The 19,121-nt window shown below is 36.6% G+C and carries 18 protein-coding genes; 13 read left to right on the forward strand and 5 right to left on the reverse strand.

The genetic code is table 11. From position 1 onward, the window contains the following. Positions 1 to 220 precede the first annotated feature (220 nt). Entirely contained in the window at positions 221 to 841 is a 621-nt protein-coding gene (locus HNR53_RS08900; RefSeq protein ID WP_184525032.1) for an exosporium glycoprotein BclB-related protein, read from the forward strand. A gap of 523 nt (positions 842 to 1,364) precedes the next feature. Continuing rightward, complete coding sequence (locus tag HNR53_RS08905) at positions 1,365 to 2,096, forward strand: TylF/MycF family methyltransferase (protein WP_377802224.1); 732 nt, start codon at positions 1,365 to 1,367, stop codon at positions 2,094 to 2,096. Between the two features lie 307 nt (positions 2,097 to 2,403). Here HNR53_RS08905 and HNR53_RS08910 read toward each other — a convergent pair whose 3' ends face one another. Next, a complete protein-coding gene (locus HNR53_RS08910; RefSeq protein WP_343065307.1) occupies positions 2,404 to 3,120 on the reverse strand; it encodes a glycosyltransferase family protein in 717 nt (238 codons plus the stop codon). A gap of 469 nt (positions 3,121 to 3,589) precedes the next feature. On the opposite strand from HNR53_RS08910, the gene HNR53_RS08915 reads away from it, so the two are divergent. The 3 genes from HNR53_RS08915 to HNR53_RS08925 all read left to right on the forward strand — a co-directional run bounded on the left by HNR53_RS08915 (position 3,590) and on the right by HNR53_RS08925 (position 6,284). Beyond that, positions 3,590 to 4,342 (forward strand): TylF/MycF family methyltransferase, encoded by a 753-nt coding sequence (locus tag HNR53_RS08915; RefSeq protein WP_184525038.1) that lies wholly within the window; start codon positions 3,590 to 3,592, stop codon positions 4,340 to 4,342. A 347-nt stretch (positions 4,343 to 4,689) separates the two neighbouring features. After that, positions 4,690 to 5,355: a class I SAM-dependent methyltransferase gene (locus tag HNR53_RS08920; RefSeq protein WP_184525040.1), complete on the forward strand. Its 666-nt coding sequence runs from the start codon at positions 4,690 to 4,692 to the stop codon at positions 5,353 to 5,355. Positions 5,356 to 5,609: 254 nt separating this feature from the next. Next, positions 5,610 to 6,284, forward strand: coding sequence for a glycosyltransferase family protein (locus HNR53_RS08925; RefSeq protein WP_184525042.1), 675 nt, complete (start codon positions 5,610 to 5,612; stop codon positions 6,282 to 6,284). A 391-nt stretch (positions 6,285 to 6,675) separates the two neighbouring features. On the opposite strand, the gene HNR53_RS08930 is transcribed toward HNR53_RS08925, so the two are convergent. The 3 genes from HNR53_RS08930 to HNR53_RS08940 form a co-directional block, all read right to left on the reverse strand. After that, the gene (locus tag HNR53_RS08930; RefSeq protein ID WP_184525044.1) at positions 6,676 to 7,644 is read right to left on the reverse strand and encodes a CgeB family protein; all 969 of its coding nucleotides are present in this window, start codon (positions 7,642 to 7,644) and stop codon (positions 6,676 to 6,678) included. 10 nt (positions 7,645 to 7,654) lie between these two features. Beyond that, positions 7,655 to 8,146, reverse strand: coding sequence for a hypothetical protein (locus HNR53_RS08935; protein ID WP_184525046.1), 492 nt, complete (start codon positions 8,144 to 8,146; stop codon positions 7,655 to 7,657). Between the two features lie 179 nt (positions 8,147 to 8,325). Further along, the gene (locus tag HNR53_RS08940; RefSeq protein WP_184525048.1) at positions 8,326 to 9,078 is read right to left on the reverse strand and encodes a BMQ_0737 family morphogenetic spore coat protein; all 753 of its coding nucleotides are present in this window, start codon (positions 9,076 to 9,078) and stop codon (positions 8,326 to 8,328) included. Positions 9,079 to 9,422: 344 nt separating this feature from the next. Between HNR53_RS08940 and HNR53_RS08945 the strand changes: the two genes are divergently transcribed. The 3 genes from HNR53_RS08945 to HNR53_RS08955 all read left to right on the forward strand — a co-directional run bounded on the left by HNR53_RS08945 (position 9,423) and on the right by HNR53_RS08955 (position 12,297). After that, complete coding sequence (locus HNR53_RS08945) at positions 9,423 to 11,486, forward strand: coiled-coil domain-containing protein (RefSeq protein WP_184525050.1); 2,064 nt, start codon at positions 9,423 to 9,425, stop codon at positions 11,484 to 11,486. Positions 11,487 to 11,493: 7 nt separating this feature from the next. After that, positions 11,494 to 11,913, forward strand: a complete 420-nt coding sequence (locus tag HNR53_RS08950; RefSeq protein ID WP_184525052.1) for a M67 family metallopeptidase — start codon at positions 11,494 to 11,496, stop codon at positions 11,911 to 11,913. A 177-nt stretch (positions 11,914 to 12,090) separates the two neighbouring features. Then, the gene (locus tag HNR53_RS08955) at positions 12,091 to 12,297 is read left to right on the forward strand and encodes a hypothetical protein (protein WP_184525054.1); all 207 of its coding nucleotides are present in this window, start codon (positions 12,091 to 12,093) and stop codon (positions 12,295 to 12,297) included. Between the two features lie 127 nt (positions 12,298 to 12,424). Here HNR53_RS08955 and HNR53_RS08960 read toward each other — a convergent pair whose 3' ends face one another. Then, positions 12,425 to 12,691, reverse strand: coding sequence for a hypothetical protein (locus HNR53_RS08960; protein ID WP_184525056.1), 267 nt, complete (start codon positions 12,689 to 12,691; stop codon positions 12,425 to 12,427). 223 nt (positions 12,692 to 12,914) lie between these two features. Between HNR53_RS08960 and HNR53_RS08965 the strand changes: the two genes are divergently transcribed. The 5 genes from HNR53_RS08965 (at position 12,915) to HNR53_RS08985 (ending at position 19,120) form a co-directional block, all read left to right on the forward strand. Continuing rightward, positions 12,915 to 13,439 (forward strand): HD domain-containing protein, encoded by a 525-nt coding sequence (locus HNR53_RS08965; RefSeq protein WP_184525058.1) that lies wholly within the window; start codon positions 12,915 to 12,917, stop codon positions 13,437 to 13,439. A gap of 164 nt (positions 13,440 to 13,603) precedes the next feature. Continuing rightward, positions 13,604 to 14,059, forward strand: a complete 456-nt coding sequence (locus HNR53_RS08970; RefSeq protein WP_184525060.1) for an SRPBCC family protein — start codon at positions 13,604 to 13,606, stop codon at positions 14,057 to 14,059. 482 nt (positions 14,060 to 14,541) lie between these two features. Next, on the forward strand, positions 14,542 to 15,357 hold the full coding sequence (locus tag HNR53_RS08975; RefSeq protein ID WP_184525400.1) for a pyruvate, water dikinase regulatory protein: 816 nt from the start codon (positions 14,542 to 14,544) through the stop codon (positions 15,355 to 15,357). 2 nt (positions 15,358 to 15,359) lie between these two features. Next, on the forward strand, positions 15,360 to 18,032 hold the full coding sequence (gene ppdK / locus HNR53_RS08980; RefSeq protein WP_184525062.1) for a pyruvate, phosphate dikinase: 2,673 nt from the start codon (positions 15,360 to 15,362) through the stop codon (positions 18,030 to 18,032). Between the two features lie 92 nt (positions 18,033 to 18,124). Next, the gene (locus HNR53_RS08985) at positions 18,125 to 19,120 is read left to right on the forward strand and encodes a zinc-dependent alcohol dehydrogenase family protein (protein WP_184525064.1); all 996 of its coding nucleotides are present in this window, start codon (positions 18,125 to 18,127) and stop codon (positions 19,118 to 19,120) included. The last annotated feature ends 1 nt before the right edge of the window (position 19,121 follow it).

Consider the following 19,121-nt stretch of genomic DNA (forward strand, 5'->3'; position numbering starts at 1 on the left):
TAATAAGTTTCACTTAACACCTATATTAACACATTTTTTGCCGAATTTAGTAGCATTTATTCATATTTTTCCCTATTTCCTATTTATTTAGTCAGGAATGGAAAATGGGTGAAAATCAACAGCTAAATTGTAGAAAATTTACGCTATTATGGACAAGTATACAGGAATTACTCAATGATATGAATATAATTTAGTATCTTAATAGAAAGGATTTGATTTTATGCCAATTTGTGAACCTTGCGGCATTGTGCAACTTGGACCGCTGGTCTCTCCTAATCCTAGATGTGTTTGTCCGGTGTTTCCAGGTACTGGTGGTGGTGGAATTGCTGGTGGGGGAGCGATTATTCCATTTTCTACTGGTCTAACACCAGCTGCTTTAACTGTGATTGCTGGTGGACTAGTAGGAGTTTCAGCTGCTGTTGGATTTGGAGCCTCATTACCTATTGTAACAGTTGCTGGTCTTCCAATTAATCTTGCAGGTCTTACGAACATTGCTTTTACAGTTCCAAGAAGCGGCATTGTTAATGCAATTTCAGCTAATTTTCAAACTACTGTTGCTTTAGATTTATTACTGGCTACCGCAACAGTTTCAGCTACATTATATCGGGCTCCTGCAGGCTCTAATATTTTTACACCTGTACCAGGAGGAACTGTTGTCCTGCAACCGTCATTAACGGGTGTAATCAGTGTTGGAACTTTACTGTCAGGATCAACAGGATTAGTAGCACCTGTTGCTGCAGGAGATCGCTTGATGATGGTATTTTCTGTTTCTGAAGCTAGCGGTCTACCGATTTTAGAAGCTGTTGTTGGAGCTGCAAGTGCGGGGGTAAATATTGTTTAACTAATTTAATTAATTAACGAAGCAAACTTTTATCATACAATTGAAGCGGCAAAATACAACTAGAAATGAGGCTGGGATAAACCCTCCTCTGAAATGAAAAAGCCTGTAAAATTTTACAGGCTTTGATCATGTTTATAATAAATTAGGGACACTCTCCGTTAAAATTAAGTTACTACACTAAATCCAAACAGAATTTACAAACATTAAATGGAGAAAGGTGAATTTGAGTGTACTCAAATTCACCTTTCTCTTTATTTGAAGCTGGTTTTGTCCCAGCCTCAATTTTCTAAGCAGACATAGTTCTGATGCAGAAAATGAATAAATGATATCGACTGGGGATGTAAATAATCTAATAAAAGTTAACCAAAAATTTTATTAAGCATATTTTAAAGTACTTAATAAATTTATAACAGCAAATATTTTTTGTTGTTATTTCACACAGGGGGGCATTATGAATAGGAACTCTGAGACACATAAGCATTCAGAACTTCATTCCAGTACGAATACTAGAGTTAGTACTGAAATGTATGTAGAACTTTTAAAGAAGACCATTCTTTTTGAAATTTGGCATGAGCATGAACTAGATCTTTTTTCTAAAGGACCTATAGTTGATCCTAATAAACTAATAATGGGAGAGATTTGGCCGGCATTTGCTCATAGTATGATAGGGCGTATGCGAATGGACAATCTTCAAATGTGTATGCAATCTGTCCTTCAGGAGAATATTGAAGGTGATTTTATTGAAACCGGTGTGTGGAGAGGGGGCTCCTGCATTTTTATGCGCGGTTTCCTTAAAGCACATGGTGTCAATGATAGAAATGTTTGGCTAGCTGATTCATTTCAAGGCCTGCCTGCCCCAAATACAGCAAAATTTCCTCAAGATAGTGGGGATAGACTATATACAATAGATTACTTACGTGTATCATTGCCAGAAGTACAGCGAAATTTTCAAAAATATAACTTGCTTGATGAAAATGTCAAATTTTTAAAAGGCTGGTTTAAGGAGACTTTACCTCTGGCCCCAATTGATAAATTAGCTATTTTACGTCTTGATGGGGATATGTATGAATCAACCATGGATAGTTTAACGAACCTATATCACAAGTTGTCTAAAGGTGGATTTATTATCATTGATGATTATGCATTGTCTGGCTGTCGAGCTGCTGTTTCTGATTTTCGTAGCAAACACAATATCAAGGAACCAATTATTAAAATTGATAATACCGGAGTATATTGGAAAAAAACTACTGAGTAATATATCTAAAAAATGATGCAGGTAACCCGCTAGAAGCTTTTTTACCTGCATCAATGTCTCTTCTTAGTTTTTGCTCAATAGTGAAAAATTCAGGATTTTTAAAGGGGTCAAATTGTAAGAGAAGTGGCTGGATACATAAATCTAATGGACATTTAATGGTCGAAATACGAAGTTTCGCAGAAAAAGCCTTAAAATAAATGTGGAGATGAATAGGAAAAACATAAAAAAGTAAGTGTGGAACTAAGGTGAATAACAAATAGAAATAACAAGGCAGTTTTGAAATGTGAATTGGACTCTAATTGTTTTATCAAATAGTATACGGATAATAATGCTGCACTAAAATCTTTCGATTTTCCTCGAAGCCTGTCAGAGTTATTATGCCGCAATCATGAATATACCAAGGACTGCTATGCTTAGGAATTCCAACCTCGAACCCTGCCATTTGGAATTCTAGGCTTTGTGAAATATCATAACAGTGCCAGCCTTTAAAAATATCCTCTCTCCATGGGATATCATATTGTGTGATCATGATCATACCATCTATTGCTCTTACTGGCTCATAATCCTTGTCCGTTACAGCAATATTTTGCCCAAGACTTATTTTTCCTTTGCCATCAAAAGTATGATAAATAACTCCATATCGGAGCTGACTTAAATGCATACATCCATAAGGTATTGTTTTACTACCTATTGCCCCCATCATCCCTAACTTTGGGTATCTTTGGAATAAGGCAATGATTTCGAAAAGAAAATTCTTATTTATAATATAAGTATCCTGATGAAGATAAACTTTGTATTTCGCATCTGTTTTCCTCATTGCTTCATTATATCCAGAAGTCAAACTAGCGGCATTTTCAATCGCAATCGTTTCAATTTCATAACCTCCTGGAATGCGAAGTGAATGGATGTGTAATAATGCCATGTTATATTCCTCGTAATTATTTACACATGAGATAAAACAGACCTTATTATTTGACATAGTAAGCCTCCGTTTAGTTTTGATAATATCAGTGGAGAAAAACATAGGTATCTAAATTAACTTGTATGACAAACTTCCATAAATAGTGAAAGAGTTATATAGAACAACAAATTGAATATAATAATAATTTATGCTGAGAAGTCTGAGCAGTGAGGGTTTCTTTATAGTTTTGTTAGGAAATTGTTTGTGATCAAGTCTTGTGAGATGAACATTTACGTGCACACTATGATTGGCTTTTTTATATCACGATGAACAATCGATTAAAATCTAGACACATACAAATGATGAACCAAAAATTAATCGTAAGCATATTTTAAAGGAGCATGCAAAAAGAAAACCTAGTGTATCTACCTCCCTCCCTCATAATTTAAAATAGTGTAGACATCATTTAGCACATAATTGTAATTATTTTCACTTTTCTTTACTGTTCTTGGAAATGTTGTAACACAAGGATGAGATGTAAACGAAGGTTTAAGAGTTTGGATGCAATATTACTAAATTACAGGAGGAAAGTATGAGTAAGAATGCTGGAACCGAAATGTACATTGAACTTTTAAAGAAGAATATTTTATTTGAAATTTGGCAGGAGCATGAACAGGATATTATTACTCAACGGTATGCCGATCCGGAAAAGATTAGAATGGGAGAAATTTGGCCTCGAATTGCTCATAGTATGATTGGACGTATGCGTATGGATAATATTCATAATTGCATGGATATTATACTGCAAGAAAATATAAAAGGTGATTTCATTGAAACGGGTGTTTGGAGGGGGGGAGCCTGCATTTTTATGCGAGGTTTTCTGAAAGCACATGCAATTAATGATAGGAATGTTTGGGTAGCTGATTCATTCCAGGGACTGCCGGCACCAAACATCATAAAGTATCCTCAAGATAATGGGGACCAACTGTATAAAGTAGATTATTTACGTGTATCATTGCCCGAAGTGCAGCAAAATTTTCAACGATATGGATTACTTGATGAAAATGTCAAATTTCTTAAAGGTTGGTTTAGGGATACATTACCAGTCGCTCCAATAGATAAATTAGCTATTTTACGGCTTGATGGTGATATGTATGAATCAACCATGGATAGTTTAACGAATCTATATCACAAGGTTTCCAAAGGTGGATTTATTATCATTGATGATTATGCATTGCCTGGTTGTCAAGCTGCTGTAACAGATTTTCGCAGAGTACGTAAAATAGAGGAGCCGCTCATTAAAATTGACAACTTTGGGGTCTACTGGAGAAAGATGAGTAGTTAAAGGATCTTTAGACCTGAATTAGTCTATAATACAAAACCGGTGAATATTGCCTAGATTGATGCTGGGGCATCTTTTAAAGCATAAGTGCTTTATGGGAATGTACTAACAAGCATACAATAAACGATTCACTAACCTATATACTTACATTTGATAAACAACTTTTGAGAGATGTTATTACTGTACTGTGTGGCAGTATATTCTAAACCGTGAAATCAACCAAGCGGAAAAGCCTGTTTATCTTGATACATTCATTGATTAGGATAATTCTGCACGAAGATGTATTAAAGGAGCAGCTTTTACCATGATGCGAGTTTAATAGCAAAGAAACGATATTGGAGGGTAATGATATGGTGTGGAAATATTATAAGCCGGAATTTGATTTGGATAAATTTAATCCTAAAATTAGAGGTATGTCCGCATGGCTTGGACATCGGAATTTTGCCTATGATTTAGTTCGATTTATGAAACCGAAAACGATAGTGGAATTAGGGAGTCAATTCGGAGTTTCATTTTTCAGTTTTTGTCAGGCAGTAAAGGATGAAGGTCTTTCTACAAATTGTTTTGCTGTAGATACATGGAAAGGGGATCCTCATGCTGGTTATTACGGAGAAGAAGTTTATACTCTCGTTAAACATATTAATGATATTTATTTTCCGAATGTTGCAAATTTAATCAGGGGCACTTTTGATGAGGCAGTAAAACTTTTTCCAGATCAGTGTATTGATATTTTGCATATTGATGGATTTCATACGTTTGATGCCGTTTCACACGATTATCAAACATGGCTGCCAAAGGTTGCAGAAAATGGAGCCATTTTATTTCATGACATAGAAGTAAAAAACCGTGGATTTGGTGTTTATCAATTATGGAATACTTTGAAAGGATTATATCCTTCATTTCAATTTGAACATTCATTTGGGCTGGGGATTTTATTTCCAAAAGGATACAATGAAGGTTTTAAAGAAATTTTTAATAAGGTAACAGAAATGAAAAATATATATGAGACCAAATAAGATGACGGGATTGTTGCTGCTTTAACTGACAATAATAACGGCAGCTCCATTATCATATCATATTAACAAAAAATATCTAAATTACCGTTGGGCCTGTTGTTTGAGAATTCAGGCTCATTTATTTTGCTTGTCCTAGGAATAAGATATCCATTTATCACTATTAGAATTTGTTTATCTTTATCTAGCACTTATAGTTGACTACTACATATTATAAATAAGAATATCTACTTGCCCTAGAGGGAGATGACCAGTTAATGACAAATTCAAATAAAATTTGTTTTATTTCTTGTGTAAATAATTATGAAGAGTACAATATGGCTTTACACCATATTAACTTATTAAATATTCCTGCAGGTTATGAAATTGAAACGGTTGCTGTAGAGAACGCATCTAGCCTTACTTCCGGATATAATGAGGGGATGAGAAGGACTGATGCCAAATATAAGGTATATCTACACCAGGATGTTTATATTATCAATAAAAATTTTCTCTATGATATCCTTGCTCTTTTTATTAAGTATCCTAAATTAGGAATGCTTGGAGTAGTTGGATCGATCACTATCCCAAATGGATATTGGTGGAATAGTCCGTATATATATGGTACTGTTTATCATACATTAACAGGTAAAGGGAATTTGGGTATTCTGCGACATAATACAGTAAAAAGAAAGTACCAACCAGTAAGGGCAATCGATGGTTTAATTATGATCACGCAATATGATGTTCCTTGGCGGGAGGATATTTTTAAAGGATGGCATTTTTATGACGTTTCACAAAGTATTGAATTTTGGAAAGCGGGACTTGAGGTTGGAGTTCCAAAGCAAAAACAAACCTGGTGTATTCATGATTGTGGAGTAACGAATATGGATGGTTATGAAAAAAATAAAGAAATTTTTGTCCAGCATTATAGAGAGTTTGTTGTAGATTAAAGAATAATTAGAGATTAAAGAATAATTATAGATTAAAGTTCCATAAAAATAGACACTATTAATAGATAATTCGTACAAGCAAAATTCCAATTTTATCATAATAATACAGTATGAAAGGAGGAATTTTCAAATGTGTCTCTGCAGTAAGATCAATAAAATCTACTCAGCAAAAGGTTTGTCCCAAGGCAGACCTATTCCATATTCCACGGTAAAACAAACCTCTCCTCGGGTGATGATTAAAAAAACATCTTACTCATCATTAAATGGCAGCAAAAGATAGTACCAGCTGCCATAAAAATGAATGAAAGCGATTGTTTGCACCACAATCGCTTTCTCTATGGTACATTCCAAATAAGGGCTGTTATATTTAACAGAAGAGCTTATCTGACCATTATCCTGTTGTTGTCATGATATGGATCATTTTATCAAGCCTTTTGGCAAAAGTGTGTTCCAGTAACACTCTTTTTCTAGCATTTTCGGCTATTCTTTGCCGTTCATTTTCATGGACAAGGTAATAGTTAAGTTTTTCAAGAAGTTCCTGATTATTTTTAAAAGATATGATTTCTTGCTTTTCTTTAAAATGTTTGGGCAGTTCTTCTTTGAATTCAATTAATTGAAACGCCGCACAAGCAGCGGCATCAAAAGTGCGGTTGTTAATATTTTTCCCAACGATCCCAAGGCGATTTTGGTTTTGCTTGAGATTAAAAGGACGGTGAGTGTTTAATACAATACTAGCACTATTGTAAAAGTCTGCAACTTTGGAAGGTTCGACCCAGCCTTCATGAATTCTAAGCTGTGGGTGACGTTGAAATAAGGCCAATGCTTTTTTCCATTTACCGACTACCTGTATTTGATAATTGGTATTCTGCAGAAGATATTGAATGAATGTGATTCGCTCCGGATACGGAAATCCAACCATGCATATATCGCTTCTATAAGTTTCGTGTATTCCCTTTGGCTGGAAAATTTGCGGTTCCGTTGCTAGAGACAATTGGAATACATGTTTATGGCCGTTTTCTTTATAAAAATCCATTGCGGCTGAATCAATGGTGAAAATATAATTGAAATATTCCGCAAGCATTGACGTTTGGTCTATATAATACGGATCTTCAGTAAACCATATTGCCGTCTTGATCCTGCTATTCTGCAGTGCATTTAACAAACGTATTGGCAGTTTAAAGCCAACCAATGTAATGGCGGCATCGGGTTGGAAGGTATTAATAAGTGAGTGAAAAATATTTAGATTTGTTTTGTGTTGTAATACTTTGACTTCATGTTTTTTCTCTAGTTCATTTACGATCCATGTTTCAAAATGTTCATAAATCCCATCATATCCTGAAGTAATAAATAATATTTTCATAAGGGATCTCCTAAAAATTAATTATGATATTATTTAAAGATGTCAATCCATTTTTGATTTCATCAGAATAAAAATAGCCTTCGATGGTCACATATTTTTCTTCCTTATTAGTAGAGATATGCAGCTCATTTGAAAAGGTTAGTATATCGTTTGGCAATATGAACTGCGAATGATTTGGCTTTAACCAATGTTCACCGGTCTCCAGAGTAGTTTTTTTCCAATTATCATGAATATAATGCCATGATTCTGTATTTGTTCCGTCGATGGTTAATGCAGTGTGTGTCATTGCGCCTATTTTTCCGCCCAGGCGTACGTCTTGGACAGGTTTAATTCGAATACAAATAAATGGGTTATGAATTGTAGTATTTCCGGTATTTTTGAAAGTCAGATTTCCAATCACTGTTATTTCGTTTTCATCTTCAGCTATATCAGGAAGTAAAACTGTATAGCTGAACCATGCTATTCCCTCAGTACGTTCCTGTTCTTTTTTTTTCCAGAACATACGAATCCCTCCTGAATATTAAGAAGATATCATTACATTTTATGTTTGTAGATTAAGAATCATGTTTCGAAATCAATTAGATTATGAATAGTGACCCGTTTCTGGGGATTTTATGAAAAAGAAATAATAAAAAGAGGAGCAGCATACTCCTCCTCTTCGTTGACTGTTAAAGTAGATCATTATTCCCCATTGTTTCCATTAGCAGGGAAGATAGTTGGGCATTGAGGCGGGAATGCCAATGGAGGGCAAATTAATGGCATATCTGGTCTTGGTTGACAGAAGTCCGCTGTAATTTCAAGTTTTACCACTGCTTCCGCTTGAACATTCTGGCATAGGTTAATAGAAATATCGAGCTGCTGGAATTCGAAAACTCCTGGAGTTATACCAACCGAGCGGCACATGAGATTTGCGTCACATTCAAAGTCAGTGACTTCACACTGAATAAATGTTCCAGGAGGTGCACATAGGAAAAACTTTTCAGATAATGCCCAAGGAATAGGGTCCGATGTGCAGCTTAAACCTTGTGGGTTAGAAACACGGACAACGATAAACCCCTTTTTTAATACTTTAACCTTTTGCAGAGTAACAGTAGAACCATCAGGTAATTGAAATTGACCAGTAGCGCGTCCATCTGGCTGTGGAATTTCCTGACAAAGAATGGCTCCAGGTGCCAATGGATCAATTGGATTCCCAATTTCATCAGTAGGGAAACAATCAACTGTTAAATTTCCTCCTAAAAATGCACAAGGATCACCTGCACCACCAGGAGTAGGCGTTGGAGTACTAGGGCAATCGAATCCAAGTGAACCAAGGGCTTCGAGACCAGTGAATGCTAAAAGCGGCACATCGGCCTGGCGGGTTACCCAATCGTATACTTTATGCACTTTTACGCATAAAGTTTCTTGACCGCCGCTAATAGGATTAATATTCATGAAACATTCATCTCCTCAAATATTTGTTTATGGGGCTGAGCCTACTGTATAGTATGCAAGGATTCATATTCTGTGTTTAGGCATTTGTTTATGTTATTCAGGATTGGTGGAAATTAATTCTTTCGCACAGTGGACCCATAAATAATATATTCTTGAGGATAAACAGTGTGCACTTTTTTCGGCTCATCTAGCCTAAATAGGTTTGTCTTGCCAAGTATTCATTACATAACTTCTTATAACACCCGGATTGTGTGAACCTGTATCTTCATAACACTTTTGTTCCTTAACGACATAGAATAATAAGAAGAGGAGTAGGCTACTGCCTATGAGGGGGGAGTTACAACTTGCAAAGCAAATATGAGAAATTCAGCCATATTCAATTACAGCAAAGAATCATTCACCTTGAATCAGAGCTTTCTTATCATCGTTCATATAATGATGCACAGAAGCAGAATTGTTTCGAACAACTAACTGTCCTCAAACAGCGTAACGAAAAATTAAATAATGAAGTCCAGATGCTGTTAAAAAACAGAGAAAAATTTACTGGGGAACGCGATAAATTAATTAAAGATTATAATGAACTTTTATTGTTTAATAAAGAGTTAAAAAATAAAATAACGAAGTTAGAGAGACGAACTGAACATCCGGAAATAGAGGAAAAGCTTAAACAGTATAAGCAAGAAAATGAACAATTTAAGAAAAAGTTAGATGAATTGAATAAGTTAATGAGAGAAAAGGATGCAGAAATTGAGGAATTAATAATTAATGACAAAAAGCTGGAGCTTGAGCAGGAGATTATTAGCCTGAAGGAAGAGTTGGAAAAGAACAAAGAGCAGCTGCAGGTAAAAGAAGAGGAAAAGCAAAAAATGGGCGAGGACCTACAAGTTTTCAAGGAAATTAAGGCACAAATGCATCAGAAAAACGTATCTTATCAACAAAAGATAAACCAATTGGAAGACGAAAGGGAAAAGGCCATTGCAGATGTTAGTTATCTGAAGAATCAATTAGCACAAGCCGAACTGCAAATAAAGAAATTTGGCGAATTGAAAACGGATATGTTAAACCGCTTGGAGAATCGTGTGAAGGAAATGAGCATCCTTGAGGATAAAAATTCGAGATATATTAAAGAAAAAACTGAACTACTACAAAAAATCGCATCTTTAGAAAAAGAAAATGCTTCATTCCACGAAAGTATTGCTATCATGAATTCACAACGTCAATCCGATGAAGAACGTCTAGATAACATTACCGTAAATTTAAATGAAGTATTTACAGAAACGAAACAGCTCGTTAGGATGACTTCGTCATTAAAACACCAATTGGAAGCGAAAACCATAGAATTGAATCAACTAAAAAGGGAGAAGGAAATGTTTATGGAAGAGGTATTGCAGCTTAGAAATGATTATGAGAGGTCAGAAGTAAGAAAGTCGGAGCTAGAAAGCCAAATCGAAATTATGAGAAACGAGTTATTGAATGCACAGCATTCTTTATCTCGGTTAGAACAATTTGAAACAGAGAAGCTTAAGCTAAAAGATGATTTGGAGGCAAAAATTGAAGAATTTAATATGTTAACCAATCATTATCAGCATGAAAAGGAATCTTACATTAATGTTTTAGAACATGTTCAGGAGCAGGTTAACATCTATAAACAAAAATCCGAAAGCTTCGATGCAGAAAAGGGTTCTTGGTCCAAACAAATTAATCAATTGAAAGCAGAATTAGCAGCAACTAAGGCAACGATTGTTAAAATGGAAGAGCTTGAGAAGAAAAACGAACAGTTAGCGGCTGAGCTTCAGGCAAAGGAACTTGAAATTTATAAAACGAAAAAGGATAGTGAGCATTTACTGCAGAATCAAATGGAGCAATTTAAAGCAGAATTGAAAATATACCAGGAAAAAATTCAGCAATATGGAAAGGACCGGGAAACTTGGGATAAACAAATGAAACAAATGAAATCGCAGTTCTCCGTTCTTGAAGCCAGTTTAGAGGAAAAAGAAAATTTTATTACACAATATATTAAACAACCGCTTAATTTCTCGCCAACAAATTTATTTAATTCTAAATTAGAAGAAATGGAACGGGGCAGCCAACCATCAGCACCACAAACTTTCTCACAGAATGCAGCTATCACATCACCACATCAAGCACCACATCAAGCACCACATCAAGCACCACATCAAGCACTCCATCAAGCACCACATCAAGCACCACAAAAGAGTCAATCATCTGCACATCACCCAGTCGATTGGTTTAACCGTCTAGTTTCTCAGCAGCAGGTACAAACCACAGTTGTTAATCCGGTCAGGAATGAAAAATCCGGAACAATGGACTTTTTTACATTACGGCAAAAGACAATGCCCCCCTCTGCGCAAAGTCCCATTAGCGGGAGTCAATGGAACGAGGAATAATACAGACATGAAAGTTAACTCAGATAAATTTCTAATTAAACGCAGTGTTTATGACGCGATGATTGAACACTGTAAACAATGCTTACCAAATGAAGGATGCGGTTTGCTATCAGGTATAGGGAAATCAGGAGATACTTTATGGAAATTACAAAATGAAGCCAACCATCCTAATCGGTTTCATATGTCCGTTGAGGCGATTGAACAGGCTGTTAATAATATGGAAAGCCGGGGAGAAAATCTTTCAGGTATTTTTCATTCACATCCAAGTTCACCTGCTGTTCCATCTTCACATGATATTGCGAATAATCCATATACGGATATTATATATTTGATTGTGTCGTTTTATAAGGGTGAAATTGAAGTAGGGTGTTTTATAATGGAAGCTCAAAAAGCAGTTCGTATAAACGTTGTAATATTAGAAGAATAAGTGAAACGGCGGACAGCGTGAACGCCGTTTTTTATTATTTTTCGTGTTACTCGTAATCATTGTACAATAAAGTAATGCCCTTGTTATACAGATAGAAAGAATAATCGCTACACGCTATTCATACATGATTCATATACATAAAAGGAAGGATATATTGAAAAACGGGAGGAGTTTATATTGAATAAAAAACAGAGCTTGCGCCCTGTTAAGGGAACTGTTTCTCAACCACAAGCCCAAGAAAAAATATATATTGGAAATAAAATAAAGTATAATAATCAATTGGCTAACGGGGGGTCCTATAAAAAACGTTACGGCGGTGAAGGTAGCTGCGGATGCGGCAGCGACAAAAACCCTAAACGGATTGGAAAATATAAAACCATTTGATTGATGACAGATTTCTGATGTGTTGAAGGCTGAAGGCAGAAAATAGCAGCCCTGTTGATGATGCCTGCTATTTTCTAATCAGCTCTTTTGCAAAATTGTGCATCTTTTCCACGATGAATGCACGCACTCATTCGTATAATTTAATATTCAATATATCATCATAGCAGCAAAATTTAAATTTTTTCCCTTTCCCGCATGGACAGGGTTCATAAAGTCGATTCTTCAATTTAGCCTTTAAGGTTTTTTTAAGTTCAGAAATATCAGCATAAGGCTTTAATTTTATTATAGACTGGATACCATAGTCTTGGCAGATTTTTGTTACTTGTGCCGCCTGTAGTTCTGATTTTACTGAACAGACAATCAGTTCTGTTTTTGGAGGCTTTTGATTTGACATAGATGATCATCATCTCCCTTCTAATAAATTACTTATTAATATGTAGGAAAACGGTTGAAAAGGATTATTTTTAACAATTTGCTAAAAGAATGCCGCCCGAAAGATAAAGTCATATTATTTGTTTTGCATGGAGAAAAAAGGTATGATAGCAGGAAAAATTTATAATTAGGTAAGTTTAGTTTCCATCAAGATGTTAATGAAATGTTTAAATGGAGGGAGAACCATGAGAGATGTAAGGATGACAGACATATTTGCCCATCATATTGCACAAAAGTACGTCACACGTTCCGGATTAGTCCATGCCATTACAGTGGCATATTATGCCTATCGCTTTGCACTTGAGCAGGGCGCTGATGTAGATAGTGCTGCCAAAGCGGGGTTTCTCCATGATATTGGACATCATACATGGTATAAAAATGGAAAATGGGATTATGAGCTATACCGGCAAAATGATATTCATGCCATAAAAGGAGCAGAAAGAGCTCACAAACTATTGATTCGTCTTGGTGAAAATCCAGTGAAAGCTAAGGAAATCTCATTAGCGATTTTATTCCATACGGATTCCTACTTTCCCGGAGGAGAAATTGTACGGACACCATTGCAATCGATCATTAAACAAGCAGACGAAAAAGATGAAGAACCAGGCGGCAGTCATCATTATCGGAAAATAGAACAGAACCGGGCCTATCGTTTATTGGAGAGGCTGGACCATAAGATCGATCAAGTTTATGAAAAAAAGATTTCTTAAGTGTTCCTGATTATAGGAGCACTTTTATTTTGCGGGAAAGTTTTTTTGCTTTCCTTACGGTGTAGATCGAAGGGAAGCTGCCTTATATTAATTGAAAAATGAATTTCTCTAAAGTGAAAGGAATAGATTTATATAATGAATATGATTCGGGAGGGAGTTCATTTATGTCTTCTCATCAACATGAAATGACAGTTAATGCATCGCTTGAAAACGTTTGGAAATTTGTCCGCTCCATTGATAATTGGGCGCCGCTCGTCCCTGGCTATTTGGAACATGAGATGTTAAATGAAACAGAATCCACATGGAAGTTTAAAAGTGACTTGGGGATAGTGAAAAAGAAAATTCACTTGAAAGTAAATATTACACAATGGATAGAACTGGATAAGGTCAGTTTTAATTTAACCGGAATAAATGAAAAAATATCAGGTCAGGGGTATTTTAAAGCCATTAAATTAACGAATAAGCAAACAAAAATGATTGGTTTTCTTGATATAACAGCGGGAGGAACATTAGCAAAAGTAGTGAATCCGCTATTAAAAACGAGTATACCGGAATTTACAGAGGAACTGACGAGTGCTGTAGGTAAAAAGATTGTGGATTTAGAAGGAATTCGTGACTAAACACTTATTAATAATAATTAAATTAGGTAAATTCAATGAATTTTAACATAAAATTTTCCTGTGTTATGGTTTAATTAACATAAGTTTAAGATTATTTCCCTCTGTTTTCAGTGATGGAAAAGTGAATAAACTGGGCTGAGAAGTTGATAGGATAGATAAAAATGGGGAAAAATATTTCTTATCTATCCTTAAAAGTTGCTTGTTTTAAAAAAGTGTTTCTTTATATGAAAATATTAGTACCATAGTCTTTTTTAATGTGTTATTCTATATTCATAATAAGTATGACATATTTAAATGAAGTGTTGAGAAATAGTATACTAACGATGCTGACTAATTCAATTTAAATGTGTAATATATAATTAAATATGCCTTTTCTTTTTTTGCACAAATCAATGGAGCTTTCTTTTACATATTGATTGTATGAAATAGTAATAATTGCAGCAAAATCAATACTCATGAAAGAAAAGGAAGTGGACAAAATTCTGTCTGAAAAGAAAATAGTTTATGTTGTATCAGATTCAGTTGGTGAAACGGCAGAGTTTGTAGTGAAAGCTGTAGCTACTCAGTTTAATGGAGGGCATGTGGATATTCACCGCCATTCTAATGCTGATCATAAAGATGATATAGAGGAAGTTATTCAGATGGCTGGTAAAAATCAGTCGATTATTGCCTATACTCTTGTTATCCCGGCATTAAAGGCATATTTAGATCAGCGTGCAGTAGAAGAAGGAATTACGGCCGTTGATTTATTAGAACCATTAATGAATGCTTTTGAGAAAAAATTTGAGAAGCAGCCTAAACATCAGCCGAAGTTGATGCGCAAATTAGATGAAGAGTATTTTAGAAAAGTAGAAGCCATTGAGTTTGCAGTCAAATATGATGATGGACGCGATCCGCGCGGCCTTAGCCGTGCCGATATTATCTTGATCGGTGTTTCACGTACTTCCAAAACACCGCTCTCCATGTATTTGGCACACCAAAGCTATAAAGTGGCGAATGTTCCATTAGTACCGGAAATTGCACCCCCTGATGAACTATTTAAAGTTCCGCGTAATAAATGTGTCGGTTTAATTATCACTCCTGATAAATTGAACGAGATACGTAAGGAGCGGCTAAAATCAATGGGGCTGAAATCCGAAGCGAACTATGCCAGTTTTGAGCGGATTTTGGAAGAATTAGAATATGCTGATAAGATTATGAAGCGGGTAGGATGCCCGGTCATTAATGTATCTAATAAAGCTGTTGAGGAAACAGCCAGTCTAATAATTGATGTATTGAAAAGTGAGAGGAGTCATTAAAAATGAGCAAATTTGTTTACTTATTTAATGAAGGCAACAGTGAAATGAAAGAATTGCTTGGCGGAAAGGGAGCTAATTTAGCAGAAATGACTAATATCGGACTTCCCGTTCCGTTTGGTTTTACAATATCTACTCAGGCTTGTAATGATTATTATGAAGCAGGCAAAAAGATTTCTGCTGTAGTAGAAGCACAAATTTTAGCTGCGTTGCAACAATTAGAAGAAAATACAGGAAAAAAATTAGGGGATACTGCCAATCCACTCTTGGTATCCGTGCGATCCGGCTCTGTCTTTTCTATGCCTGGAATGATGGACACCGTATTAAATCTAGGTATGAATGATGAAGCGGTAAAAGGGGTAGCCGATTTAACAGGAAATGCGCGCTTTGCTTATGATTCCTACCGCCGTTTCATTCAAATGTTCAGTAACGTTGTTTTAGGAATTGACAGTTTTTATTTTGAGCAATTTTTAGAAGAAGTAAGAGAACAAAAAGGATATAGTGCTGACCCTGAAATGACTGCAGAAGACTGGCAGGAAGTTATTGCGGGCTATAAACAAATCGTAAAAAAACATACAAAAAATGATTTCCCGCAAGAACCTAAAGAACAATTATTCTTAGCGATTGACGCTGTTTTTGATTCATGGAATAACCAAAGAGCCATCGTCTACCGCCGTTTAAATAAAATTCCTGATCATTTAGGTACAGCGGTTAACATTCAAAGCATGGTATTTGGTAATATGGGAGATGACTCTGGTACAGGTGTGGCATTTACCCGCGATCCATCCACAGGGGAAAATATTCTATACGGAGAATATTTAATTAACGCCCAAGGTGAAGATGTTGTTGCTGGGATCCGCACACCACAGCCGATTCATGTCTTAGAAAAAGATATGCCTGTAGTATACAAACAATTCACAGCAACTTGTGAACTACTTGAAAAACACTATAAAGATATGATGGATATCGAATTTACCGTTGAGCGTGGTAAGTTATATATGCTGCAATGCCGGGTAGGTAAGCGTACAGCCCAAGCAGCGATCCGTATCGCTGTTGAAATGGTGAATGAAGAAATTATTGATAGAAAGACGGCATTATTACGTGTAGATCCGGATCAATTGAATCAATTGCTGCACCGCCGTATTGATGACAATCATAATCAAACACAAATTGCAAAGGGTCTTCCTGCATCTCCTGGTGCGGCAACAGGATTTGTTGTGTTTGATGCAGATGAGGCAGAGCAATTAGGAAATGACGGCAAAAAGGTAATCCTTGTCCGTTCCGAAACGACTCCAGATGATATTCATGGTATCGTAGCTGCACAAGCAGTTGTAACAAGCCGAGGCGGTATGACCAGTCACGCAGCAGTAGTAGCGCGCGGAATGGGTAAAGCATGTATCTGTGGCTGTGAATCGATCAAAATTGACACAAATGCAAAAGAGTTTACCGTAGGTGATACGGTTGTGAAATATGGTGACGTGATTACGATTGACGGTTCCACTGGTCAAGTATTCCTTGGTGAAATTCCAATGATTGACCCGGAACTTTCTGATGAATTTAAACAACTGCTTGATTGGGCAGATGAAGCAAGATTCCTTGGTGTTCGTGCCAATGCCGATACACCGGAGGATGCAAGTAAAGCTCTTGAATTCGGTGCGGATGGAATTGGTTTATGCCGTACAGAACACATGTTTATGGATCCAAAACGTCTTCCAATCGTCCAAGAAATGATTCTTGCGGAAACGGATGAACAGCGCCAAGTGGCATTAGATAAATTATTGCCGATGCAGCAAGGCGATTTTGAAGGAATTTTTGAAGCGATGAAAGGTCATCCTGTTAACGTTCGTTTATTAGATCCGCCTATGCATGAATTCTTGCCGGATAAAGAAGAACTTTTAGTTGAAGTGACAAAATTGCAAATTACTGCACCTGATTCTGAAGAATTAAAAGAAAAGGAAAAACTGCTGAAGAAGGTTAATCAATTAGCTGAAATGAATCCAATGCTTGGGTACCGTGGCTGCCGCTTAGGAATGTTAAATCCAGAGATTTATGAAATGCAGGCAAGAGCAATCTGTAATGCGGCTGTTGTTTTAACAGAGAAAGGTATTCCTGTTAAACCAGAAATTATGATTCCTCTTGTTGGCCACGTGAATGAACTGAAACGGATGCGTGAATTGGTAGTCGAAACAGCAGAAAAAGTGAAGGAAGAAGCGGGTATTGGATTTGAATACCAAGTAGGTACAATGATTGAAATTCCTCGTGCTGCTCTTACAGCTGACAAAATAGCTGAGGAAGCTGATTTCTTCTCATTCGGTACGAATGACTTAACGCAAACTACTTTCGGTTACAGCCGTGATGATGCGGAAGGGAAATTCTTACAAACATATATCGAAGAAAAAGTCCTGCCAGAAAATCCATTCGCTGTCCTAGACCGTGACGGAGTTGGCAAATTAGTTGAAACAGGTGTTAAATTAGGCCGTCAAGTGAAGCCAAACTTAAAAACTGGTATTTGTGGTGAACACGGTGGTGAAAAGAGTTCAATCGAATTCTGTTATGAAGCAGGCTTGAACTATGTCAGCTGTTCTCCATATCGTGTGCCATTGGCAAGACTTGCTGCAGCTCAAGCAACGATTCGCCATCAACTAGCTGAAGAAAAAGAAACAGTAACGTCAAAATAAGAGAGTATTGAGAGGGCATCATATTATTATGGTGCCCTCTTTTCATGCTACAATAGAAAGTGTACTGATATACATAGTAGGAGTGAGAAAATATGAAAGCTCAGGTTATTCGTTCTTTCGGAGGATCATCCGTTTTTCAAGTAGAAGATATTCCAGTACCAGAAGTGCAGCCAGGTCATGTTTTGATTCATGTGAAGGCGACGAGTGTAAATCCCATCGATACGAAAGTCCGGAGCGGATTATTTCCGGATGTTGCTGCTGAATTTCCTGTGGTTCTTCATGGGGATGTGGCCGGAATCGTTACTGAAGTAGGAGCAGGTGTTACGGAATTCAAACCGGGTGATGAAGTGTATGGCTGTGCCGGGGGTTTTAAGGGAGCAGGTGGAGCTTTAGGAGAATACATGCTTGCCGATGCCAGACTCATTGCCCGTAAGCCGGAGAATCTTACAATGGCTGAGGCGGCTGCCATCCCGCTTGTGGCGATTACGGCATATGAAGCATTATTTGATCGGGCAGGAATAAAAGCAGGTGATGATATTTTAATCCATGCTGCTGCGGGTGGGGTAGGTCATGTAGCGATCCAAATGGCTAAATGGGCAGGTGCCAAAGTCTATACGACAGCATCGACACCTGAAAAACAGCAAATGGCCAAAGAATTAGGTGCCGATGTTGTCATTAATTATAAAGAAACATCTGTTCAGGAATATGTTGAGCAATTTACGAATGGCAAAGGATTTAAGTATATTTTCGATACTGTCGGCAAGGAAAATCTTGATCGCTCATTTCAAGCTGCAGCGCTGCATGGAACAGTCGTTGGCGTGGCGGCACGTTCGACGCACGATTTGACCCCGCTGCATTCTAAAGGACTATCATTCCATGTTGTTTTCATGCTATTACATATGATGAATGAAAACGAACGGCAGCAAAACAAAGTCCGTTTAAATCATATTTCTTCTATTATTAATGAAGGAAAATTACATCCAGTAATTGACCCGAAACATTTTACATTTGATGACGTTTCAGCGGCCCATCAATATTTAGAAGACAATAAAGCGATTGGTAAAATTGTGCTGGTCAACGAATGGTAAG

The organism is Bacillus benzoevorans, from assembly GCF_014207535.1.
In the GTDB taxonomy this organism is placed as follows: Bacteria; Bacillota; Bacilli; order Bacillales; family Cytobacillaceae; genus Bacillus_BD; species Bacillus_BD benzoevorans.

Bases quoted from the DNA above. Each gene is read 5' to 3' on its own strand.
- HNR53_RS08900 (WP_184525032.1), top strand. From the start codon at position 221: ATGCCAATTTGTGAACCTTGCGGCATTGTGCAACTTGGACCGCTGGTC.
- HNR53_RS08905 (WP_377802224.1), top strand. From the start codon at position 1,365: ATGTATGTAGAACTTTTAAAGAAGACCATTCTTTTTGAAATTTGGCAT.
- HNR53_RS08910 (WP_343065307.1), bottom strand. From the start codon at position 3,120: ATGTTTTTCTCCACTGATATTATCAAAACTAAACGGAGGCTTACTATG.
- HNR53_RS08915 (WP_184525038.1), top strand. From the start codon at position 3,590: ATGAGTAAGAATGCTGGAACCGAAATGTACATTGAACTTTTAAAGAAG.
- HNR53_RS08920 (WP_184525040.1), top strand. From the start codon at position 4,690: ATGGTGTGGAAATATTATAAGCCGGAATTTGATTTGGATAAATTTAAT.
- HNR53_RS08925 (WP_184525042.1), top strand. From the start codon at position 5,610: ATGACAAATTCAAATAAAATTTGTTTTATTTCTTGTGTAAATAATTAT.
- HNR53_RS08930 (WP_184525044.1), bottom strand. From the start codon at position 7,644: ATGAAAATATTATTTATTACTTCAGGATATGATGGGATTTATGAACAT.
- HNR53_RS08935 (WP_184525046.1), bottom strand. From the start codon at position 8,146: ATGTTCTGGAAAAAAAAAGAACAGGAACGTACTGAGGGAATAGCATGG.
- HNR53_RS08940 (WP_184525048.1), bottom strand. From the start codon at position 9,078: ATGAATATTAATCCTATTAGCGGCGGTCAAGAAACTTTATGCGTAAAA.
- HNR53_RS08950 (WP_184525052.1), top strand. From the start codon at position 11,494: ATGAAAGTTAACTCAGATAAATTTCTAATTAAACGCAGTGTTTATGAC.
- HNR53_RS08960 (WP_184525056.1), bottom strand. From the start codon at position 12,691: ATGTCAAATCAAAAGCCTCCAAAAACAGAACTGATTGTCTGTTCAGTA.
- HNR53_RS08965 (WP_184525058.1), top strand. From the start codon at position 12,915: ATGAGAGATGTAAGGATGACAGACATATTTGCCCATCATATTGCACAA.
- HNR53_RS08970 (WP_184525060.1), top strand. From the start codon at position 13,604: ATGTCTTCTCATCAACATGAAATGACAGTTAATGCATCGCTTGAAAAC.
- ppdK (WP_184525062.1), top strand. From the start codon at position 15,360: ATGAGCAAATTTGTTTACTTATTTAATGAAGGCAACAGTGAAATGAAA.
- HNR53_RS08985 (WP_184525064.1), top strand. From the start codon at position 18,125: ATGAAAGCTCAGGTTATTCGTTCTTTCGGAGGATCATCCGTTTTTCAA.